The organism is Oscillibacter sp. CU971 (genome assembly GCF_905219725.1).
In the GTDB taxonomy this organism is placed as follows: domain Bacteria; phylum Bacillota; class Clostridia; order Oscillospirales; family Oscillospiraceae; genus Oscillibacter.
In genome coordinates this window covers 1-8251 of record NZ_CAJMXG010000126.1, presented here as the reverse complement: position 1 = coordinate 8251, position 8251 = coordinate 1, and the positions used below count along the sequence as shown (strand labels likewise).

Here is an 8251-nt window from a genome sequence, read left to right as displayed (position 1 = left end):
GGTCGTGGAGGAGCACGGTCCCGCAGTCAGCGGAAAAGACGGACAACGTCAAGCCCGGAACATCCGTCACCAGCGCGTCGGCGCTGTCATAGTCCCGCTCCCGGAAGAGGCCCTTCCCGGCGTCGGCCTCCGTGCAGGCCCGGACATTCGTCTCATGAACCTGCCGGGAGAGGACGGTCCGATCCATGTCCACACGGATGGCGGCGCAGAAACGGCGGTAATTTTCCAGCATGGCATCCCGCCCGTCCCCCATGCCGGGGCGGAGGTTCAGGCTGTCCCAGGGGGCGGGGGACACGCCCCCCAGGCGGGTGGAAAAGCCGTGGCGGACGCCGCCTAAGTTCGAGGCGGTGAACCAGACCAGGCCGTTTTGTTCGTGGGTTTCAAAGGGCATGGGGACCTCCCTGTTCTTCTTTCTTTTGGCCTTCGCCGTTTTTCTCAACCGGCTTATGGTTCGTCCAGCCGTTCCAGATGTGGAACACGCCATAGGCCAGCACCGGGAGGCCCAGAAGCGCAAACAGCTCAACCGCGCCGCTGTCCAGAATGGAAGCATACAGCAAGATTCCGCCCAACAGGCTCAAAGCAATGCCAAACACGAGTTCTTTGATATCCTGGAGCAGGAAAAGAACACTGTCATCCTTTTTATCCATACATTTGCCTTCTTTAATTACTATGATACTCCGGGCATGTGCACTTCTTCCATTTCAGGCCGCTGCCGCAGGGGCAGGGGTCGTTCCGCCCGATTTTCACAACCTTGAGGGGCTGCTTCTTGGGCTTGGTCCCGTCGCCGCCGACGTTCTCCACCATGCCCTTGGCTACCCGCTCCCGCTTGACCTCCTCGTCCTTCCTCAGGCGCACGGAGTACAGCCGCCGGACGGTCTCGTCCTGGATGGCGGCGATCATCTCCTCGAACATCTCCAGGGACTCCCGCTTATACACGTCCACCGGATTGTTGTTGCCGTAGGACTGGAGCCGGATGCCCTGCTTCAAGTCGTCCATGGCGTCGATGTGGTCCATCCAGTACTCGTCCACCACCCGGAGCATGACCACCCGCTCCAGCTCCCGCATAATGGGGCTGGTGATCTCCGCCTCCTTGTTCTCATAGAAGCTCTCGGCGGCGGCGATGAAGGCCTCGTCAAAGTCCTCCTGGCTCTTGCCGGGAACCTCCCCCTCGGGGATGCTCACGGCCCCCTGGGCAAAGTACATGCCCTCCAGCCCCCGGAGCATCTCCCGGTATCCGGCGGCGTCCAAATGCGGCTTTTCGCCAAAGGCCAGGCTGACATGGTTCCCAATGGAGGTATGCATCATGTTCAGCACCGTGTCCTTGATGTCCATGCCGTCCAGAACCTGGCGGCGCTGACTGTAGATCAGCTCCCGCTGCTTGTTCATCACGTCGTCGTATTCCAGCACGGATTTCCGGGACTGGAAGTTCCGGGACTCCACGGTGGTCTGGGCGTTTTCAATGGCGCGGGTCAGCATTTTATTTTCGATGGGCGTGTCCTCGTCCAGGTCAAACCGCTCCATCATGTTCGTAATCCGGTCCCCGCCGAAAAGGCGCATCAAATCGTCCTCCAGGGAGATATAAAACTTCGTCTCGCCGGGGTCCCCCTGGCGGCCCGCGCGGCCCCGGAGCTGGTTGTCAATCCGGCGGGACTCGTGGCGCTCCGTGCCGATGATGAACAGCCCTCCGGCCTCCCGGACCTGGTCCGCCTCGCTGGCGATTTCCGCCTTGTGCTGGGCCAGCTTTTCGGCAAAAAGCTTCCGGGCGTCCAGAATCTCCTGGTTGTCCGTGTCGGCGTAGCCCGTGGCGTCCACAATGACCTCCTCGGAGTACCCCGCCTTGTCCAGGTCCGCCCTGGCAAGGTATTCGGCGTTGCCCCCCAGCATGATATCGGTGCCGCGGCCCGCCATGTTGGTGGCCACGGTGACGGCCCCCAGCTTGCCCGCCTGGGCGACAATCTCCGCCTCTTTTTCGTGGTTCTTGGCGTTCAGCAGGTTGTGCTTGATGCCCTCCCGGGCCAGGAGCTTGGAAAGAAGCTCGTTTTTCTCGATGGACACGGTGCCCACCAGCACGGGCTGGCCCTTTTCGTGGCACTCCTTGATCTGCTGGATGACGGCCCGGAACTTCCCGGCCTCGGTCTTGTAGACCACATCGTGGTGGTCGCTGCGCTGGTTGGGGCGGTTGGTGGGGATCTCGATGATGTCCAGGTTGTAGATGGTCCCGAATTCCTCCTGCTCCGTCATGGCCGTACCGGTCATGCCGGAGAGCTTGTCATAGAGCCGGAAGTAGTTCTGGAAGGTAATCGTCGCCAGGGTCCGGTTTTCGCTGTTGACGTTGACATGCTCCTTGGCCTCGATGGCCTGGTGGAGGCCGTTGGAGTACCGGCGGCCAAACATCAACCGGCCGGTGAACTCGTCCACGATGATGACTTCCCCGTCTTTCACCACATAGTCGATGTCCCGTTTCATGGTGCCGTGGGCCTTGAGAGCCTGGTTGATGTGGTGGCTGACGGTGGAGTTGGAGGGGTCCGAGAGGTTTTCCACATGGAAGTACTCCTCCGCCTTGGCGATGCCCCGGGCGGTGAGGGTGGCGGTTTTGGCCTTTTCGTCCACCACATAGTCCGCGTCGATGTCCGCGGCCTCCTCTTCCTTGTTGTCCACCTGGACCACCACCTGCTTTTTGAGCTTCGCCACGAACATCTCCGTCAGGTCGTACATCTGGGTGGACTTCTCCCCCTGGCCGGAGATGATGAGGGGAGTCCGGGCCTCGTCGATAAGGATGGAGTCCACCTCGTCCACGATGGCGAAGGAATGGCCCCGCTGGACCAGCTCCTGGGAGTAGATGCACATATTGTCCCGGAGGTAGTCGAAGCCCATCTCGTTGTTGGTTCCGTAAGTGATGTCGGCGGCGTAGGCCTCCTGGCGCTGCTTGGAGGTCAGGCCATGGACAATGAGGCCCACCTTGAGCCCCAGGAAGCGGTGGACCTTGCCCATCCACTCGCTGTCGCGCTTGGCCAGGTAGTCGTTGACGGTGACAATGTGGACCCCCTTCCCCGCCAGGGCGTTGAGGTAGGCGGGAAGGGTCGCCACCAGGGTCTTGCCCTCGCCGGTCTTCATCTCGGCGATGCGGCCCTGGTGGAGGACGATGCCGCCCACCAGCTGCACCCGGTAGGGCCGGAGGCCCAGCACCCGGTCCGACGCCTCCCGGGCGGTGGCGAAGGCCTCGGGGAGAATGTCGTCCAGGGTCTCGCCGTTTTGCAGGCGCTCCTTGAACTCCTGGGTCTTTGCCTGGAGCTGGGCGTCGCTCATGGCCTTGTACTCATCGGCCATGGCCTCAATTTTATCCGCGATGGGGGTAATGGATTTCAGCTCCCGGGAGCTGTAGTCGCCGAAAATCTTTTGAATCAGGCCCATGATTGTTTGAAACTTCCTTTCGATTGTTCCGCCGCCCGGAAGGGCGGGAATTTCATAGTAAAACAAGCATAGCTTACCACAGTTTCCCCTGGAATGCAAAGGAAATCAGGGGCGGCCGGAAAAAAGTTTACAAAGCGGAAACGCTCACAGTTCCGTATCCAGCAGCATCCGGACGCGGCTTTCCACGGTCCCCTCGCCGGTGCTGGCGTCATAGTCCACGCTGACCAGCAGGGCATCCGGCAGTTTTCGCTGGAGGGCGGCGTACTGCCCCTTGCCGAAAATATGTCCCGGCAGGCAGCCAAAGGGCTGGACGCAGAGGATCTTCCGGTACCCGAGCCCGGCCCAGGCCGCCGCCTCGGCGGTGACGAGCCACCCGTCGGCCACGGTGCAGTTTAAGGGCGCGAGCCCCTCCGCCCGGCGCTTTACCTCCGCCAGCGGCGGCAGGGTGTGAAATCCGGCCTCCCGCAAAACCGCCAGCAGCTCCCGCTGGATTCCCCCCAGCCATTCGGACAGGAAGCGGTACAGCTTCCGCTGGTAAGCGGGGCCCTTCAGGCTGTGGGTATCCATATAATAGAGGGCGTACCAGGTAAGGCCGCCCACTCCGATTTCGCAGCGCTCTGCGGCTAGATACCGCTCCAGGTTCCAGTTCCCCAGATGGCAGTACTTTGTGTAAATCTCTCCCACAACGGCAACCCTCCGCACGTCCCCGGGCGCCGTCTCAATCCGGCGGAAGGAGGCCGCGATCTCCCGGCAGCGCTCGAGAATGCGGCGCCGGGAAAGGCCCGTCCCCCGGCGCAGATCCTCCCCCAGCGTCTCCATCCAGCGCCGCCAAAGCGCCTCCGCGCCGCCGGGGAGGACCTCGTAAGGCCGCACCTGGTTCCGGGCAATCGCCAGCGCGTCTCCCCACACCGCCGCCGCCAGCGCCCGGCGGATCATCGCCAGGGTGATGGGAAGGCCCGTGTCCCGGTCGATATCCCGGACGTTCAGGGACAGCAGCGCCACCTCCGGATATCCCGCCTTGTCCAGCGCCTTCCGCATCAGCCGGATGCCGCAGGAGCCCCGGCACTCGTCTCCGGCCTGTCCCATCAGCACGCCGCACTCCGCCGGGTCATACTCCCCGGATTCCAGGGCGGCCAGCACCTGCCCCGCCACCAGAAAGACGGGGTAGCACAGTTCATTGTGGAAATACCGCATTCCCCGGTCCGCCAGGCCCCGTTCCTCCCGCAGCAAAACCGGCTCCCACTCCCGGGAAGCGAACGCGTGCCGCAGCAAGGGGAACCAATCGTCCAGAAGGGCGGGAATCAGCAGTGTGCGGGGCATGGCGGTCTCCTCCTTTCCGGTGTGCCGGCTTTATGCACAGTATACTCCCTTCCCCCTTCCCTGTCCAGCCGGGGAAACCGCTGGTCACTTTTTCTAAACCAGGCAAAATCATTCGATTGTTCCTTGTATATTCCGTCAAAACGTGTTACAATGATTTGTACTAAGAGATAAGGAGGGCCTCACTATGAAGCTCAGCTTTTACGGCGCGGACCAATGCGTCACCGGAAGCTGCCACTGTCTGGAGATCAACGACACCCGCATCCTCATCGACTGCGGCCTTCAGCAGGGCCGGGACGAGGTTTCCAACGGCGAATTCCCCTTTGCCGCCAACACCATCGACTACGTCCTGGTCACCCACGCCCACATCGACCACTCCGGCCGGATTCCCATGCTCATCAAGCAGGGCTTCAAGGGCCGCATCCTCACCACCCGCCTCACCGCCCAGCTGCTGGAAATCATGCTGCTGGACTCCGCCCACATCCAGGAGCAGGACGCGGAGTGGAAAAACCGCAAGGGTGAGCGCTCCGGCGCGCCCCGGACCGAGCCCCTCTACACCGTGGAGGACGCGGAGAGGGTCAAGGAATTTATGGTTGTCTGCGAGTACGGCGAGCTCATCAACCTGTGCGAGGGCGTGGATATCGAGTTCACCGACGCGGGGCACCTGCTGGGCTCCGCCTTCGTGGCCATGGACCTGCGGGAAAACGGCGTGAAAAAGAGCATCGTCTTCTCCGGGGACATCGGCAACATCAACCAGCCCGTCATCCGGGACCCGGTGCAGCTGGCCGGGGCGGACTACGTGGTGATGGAGTCCACCTACGGCGACCGGAACCACCCGGAGAGCTGGGGCTACACCGACGAGCTGGCCCGGATCATCGACGAGACCATGGCCCGGGGGGGCAACGTCATCATCCCCTCCTTCGCCGTAGGCCGGACCCAGGAGCTTCTCTACTTCATCCGGGAGATTAAGGAACAGCACATGGTATCCTCCTGCCCGGATTTCCCGGTGTACATCGACTCTCCCCTGGCGAAAAAGGCCACGTCCATCTTTGACGGGGACCTCCGGGGCTATATGGACCACGACGCGGTGTGGCTGGTGCGCAAGGGCACGAACATGTTCCGCTTCCCCAACCTTCACGCCACGGAAACCAGCGAGGAGTCCAAGGCCCTCAACGAGGACCGGACCCCCAAGGTCATCATCTCCGCCTCCGGCATGTGCGACACGGGCCGCATCCGCCACCACCTGAAGCACAACCTCTGGCGGCCGGAGAGCACCGTGCTCTTCGTGGGCTTCCAGGGGGAGGGCACCCTGGGCCGCCAGCTGCTGGAGGGGGCGGAGAGCGTGAAGCTCTTCGGCGAGGAAATCACCGTCCGGGCCCGTCTGGAGAACTTCACCGGCCTCAGTTCCCACGCGGACCGGGATCATCTGCTGAAATGGATCTCCGGCTTCCAGAACCCCAAGCCCCAGCACGTCTTTGTAGTCCACGGGGACCGGGAGGTGGCTCCCCACTTCGCCCAGACCCTGGAAAACATGGGCATCTCCGCCCATGCCCCCCAGTACACGGAGGTTTACGACCTGGCGGCCGGAACCATCCTCGAACGGGGCTACCTGCCGGAGCGGAAGGTCAAGCCGGTCACCGGCTCCAAGGGCGCGCCGGCTTACGAGCGCCTGGCGTCCGTGGGCAGCATGCTTACCGAGTTCATCAAGCGCAGCAAGGGCCGGGACAACAAGTCCCTGGCGAAGTACGCCGCGGAGCTGCGGCAGCTGCTTGAAAAGTGGGAGGCTTAAGCGCCGGATCTATGGAATACTTGAAAAACGGCCAAATCCACACTGCCCTGACGGAGGGCTATTCCAGCGAAGGCTATGGCGTCGTCCGGCTGGACGGCGCCGTGGTCTTCGTGCCCCGGGCCGTCCGGGGGGAGCGGATTGACCTGAGAATCACCCGGGTCATGAAAACCCATGCCCTGGGGGAAATCGTGAAGATTCACACCCCCTCCCCGGAGCGGGCCATCCCGGACTGTCCTTATTACGGCAGGTGCGGCGGCTGCGACTTCCGCCACCTCTCCTACGCGGAGGAGCTCCGGGCCAAGCGGCAGCGGGTTCAGGACGCACTGAGCCGCATCGGCGGCGCGGACGTCCAGGTGGAGGAAATCCTGGGTGCCAAAAAACCGGAGCATTACCGCAATAAATGCCAGTATCCCGTGGGGCCCCGGGGGGAAATCGGCTTCTTCCAGGCTCGGACTCACCAAGTGGTTCCGGTAGATCGCTGCCTCCTCCAGCCGGAGGTCTGCGACCGGACGGCCCACGCCGTGGGAAGCTGGATGAAGCGCTATAAAATCCCCGCCTATGACGAGGCCACGGGCCGGGGGCTGGTTCGTCATGTCTACGTGCGGGCCAACCGCAAGGGCGAGAGCCTGTGCTGCGTCGTCGTCAACGGGCGGAAGGTCCCCCGGGAGGCGGAGCTGGCCGCCCTGGTCCTGGCCGCCGCGCCCAAAACCTTGGGCGTGGTGCTGAACGTGAACACGAAAAAAGGCAACGTGATTCTGGGGGACCAGTACCGGACCCTCTGGGGGCAGGACTTTTTGATGGACACGCTGTGCGGCCTGGAGTTCAAGCTGTCGGTCCCCTCCTTCTACCAGGTAAACCGGGACCAGGCGGAAGTTCTCTATGGAAAGGCCCTGGAGTTCGCCGCCCTGACGGGGGAGGAAACGGCGCTGGACCTCTACTGCGGCGCGGGGACCATCACGCTGTGTCTGGCGGGCCGGGCCAAACGGGCCATCGGCGCGGAGATCGTCCCCGCCGCTATCCGGGACGCGGAGGAAAACGCGGCCCGGAACGGCGTGAACAATGCGGCGTTCTTCTGCGGCGACGCGGCGGACACGGCGGCCATGCTGGAGGCCCAGGGCCTGCGGCCGGACGTGATTACGGTGGACCCGCCCCGGAAGGGGCTCAGCCCGGAGGTCATCGCCTCGGCGGCGGCTATGGGGCCGGAGCGGATTGTGTATGTCTCCTGCGACCCGGGAACCTTGGGAAGAGACGTAAAGCTGTTCGCAGAGCGGGGCTACCGGGCCCTCCGGGCGGCGGCGGTGGATATGTTTCCGGGAACGCGGCATGTGGAGACTATTGTGTTGATACAAAAGAAAAACTCGTAGAAGTCCTTTATTTTAGGCACTTTGCGAAGCATTTCATGTTCACTTCGGAGGGTGAAAAAATACGAAATAAGCACCTTAAAAACTACTTTGATGTTTCAGTGGTAGTTGATATCGGGTGTGGGAACACAAACGGAAAATAAAGGCTTTCCGCAATCAACGTGTCTATGTAGTGTACACCCTGCTGATAAAATATAGGCAACAGGCTCTTAGAAATTGAACGGGATAGGCGTATCATTAGAGATAGTGGTACGCTTATTTTTTCGCTCATTTGCATCTTTGAATATACTGGTATCTGTCTATTATAATGAAAATAAAAAAGGACGGTGGCATTTATGAGAGAAAAGAAAAATAATTTATATGTGGATAGTGA

Annotated in this window: 6 protein-coding genes; 2 read left to right on the top strand and 4 right to left on the bottom strand. The window is 61.9% G+C overall.

Translation table 11 applies throughout. From position 1 onward, the window contains the following. The 4 genes from JX325_RS09780 to JX325_RS09765 form a co-directional block, all read right to left on the bottom strand. The coding region (locus JX325_RS09780) for a laccase domain-containing protein (protein WP_204790962.1) at nt 1-391 on the bottom strand (391 nt) is incomplete at its 3' end. Further along, the gene (locus JX325_RS09775; protein WP_204790961.1) at nt 381-647 is read right to left on the bottom strand and encodes a hypothetical protein; all 267 of its coding nucleotides are present in this window, start codon (nt 645-647) and stop codon (nt 381-383) included. The genes JX325_RS09780 and JX325_RS09775, both read right to left, overlap by 11 nt. Before the next feature lie 13 nt (nt 648-660). Next, nucleotides 661-3411 carry a preprotein translocase subunit SecA gene (gene secA, locus JX325_RS09770; RefSeq protein WP_204790960.1) on the bottom strand — a complete coding sequence of 917 codons (2751 nt, stop codon included), beginning with the start codon at nt 3409-3411 and terminating at the stop codon, nt 661-663. 144 nt (nt 3412-3555) lie between these two features. Beyond that, entirely contained in the window at nt 3556-4731 is a 1176-nt protein-coding gene (locus JX325_RS09765) for a 2-hydroxyacyl-CoA dehydratase (RefSeq protein ID WP_204790959.1), read from the bottom strand. 184 nt (nt 4732-4915) lie between these two features. On the opposite strand from JX325_RS09765, the gene JX325_RS09760 reads away from it, so the two are divergent. Together JX325_RS09760 and rlmD are read left to right on the top strand one after the other, a co-directional pair. Then, entirely contained in the window at nt 4916-6517 is a 1602-nt protein-coding gene (locus JX325_RS09760; protein WP_204790958.1) for an MBL fold metallo-hydrolase RNA specificity domain-containing protein, read from the top strand. Between the two features lie 11 nt (nt 6518-6528). Continuing rightward, on the top strand, nt 6529-7881 hold the full coding sequence (rlmD, locus tag JX325_RS09755; RefSeq protein ID WP_204790957.1) for a 23S rRNA (uracil(1939)-C(5))-methyltransferase RlmD: 1353 nt from the start codon (nt 6529-6531) through the stop codon (nt 7879-7881). The last annotated feature ends 370 nt before the right edge of the window (nt 7882-8251 follow it).

What these genes read in the sequence shown, in the direction of transcription:
- JX325_RS09775 (WP_204790961.1), bottom strand. Translation starts at nt 647, where the DNA reads ATGGATAAAAAGGATGACAGTGTTCTTTTCCTGCTCCAGGATATCAAA.
- secA (WP_204790960.1), bottom strand. Translation starts at nt 3,411, where the DNA reads ATGGGCCTGATTCAAAAGATTTTCGGCGACTACAGCTCCCGGGAGCTG.
- JX325_RS09765 (WP_204790959.1), bottom strand. Translation starts at nt 4,731, where the DNA reads ATGCCCCGCACACTGCTGATTCCCGCCCTTCTGGACGATTGGTTCCCC.
- JX325_RS09760 (WP_204790958.1), top strand. Translation starts at nt 4,916, where the DNA reads ATGAAGCTCAGCTTTTACGGCGCGGACCAATGCGTCACCGGAAGCTGC.
- rlmD (WP_204790957.1), top strand. Translation starts at nt 6,529, where the DNA reads ATGGAATACTTGAAAAACGGCCAAATCCACACTGCCCTGACGGAGGGC.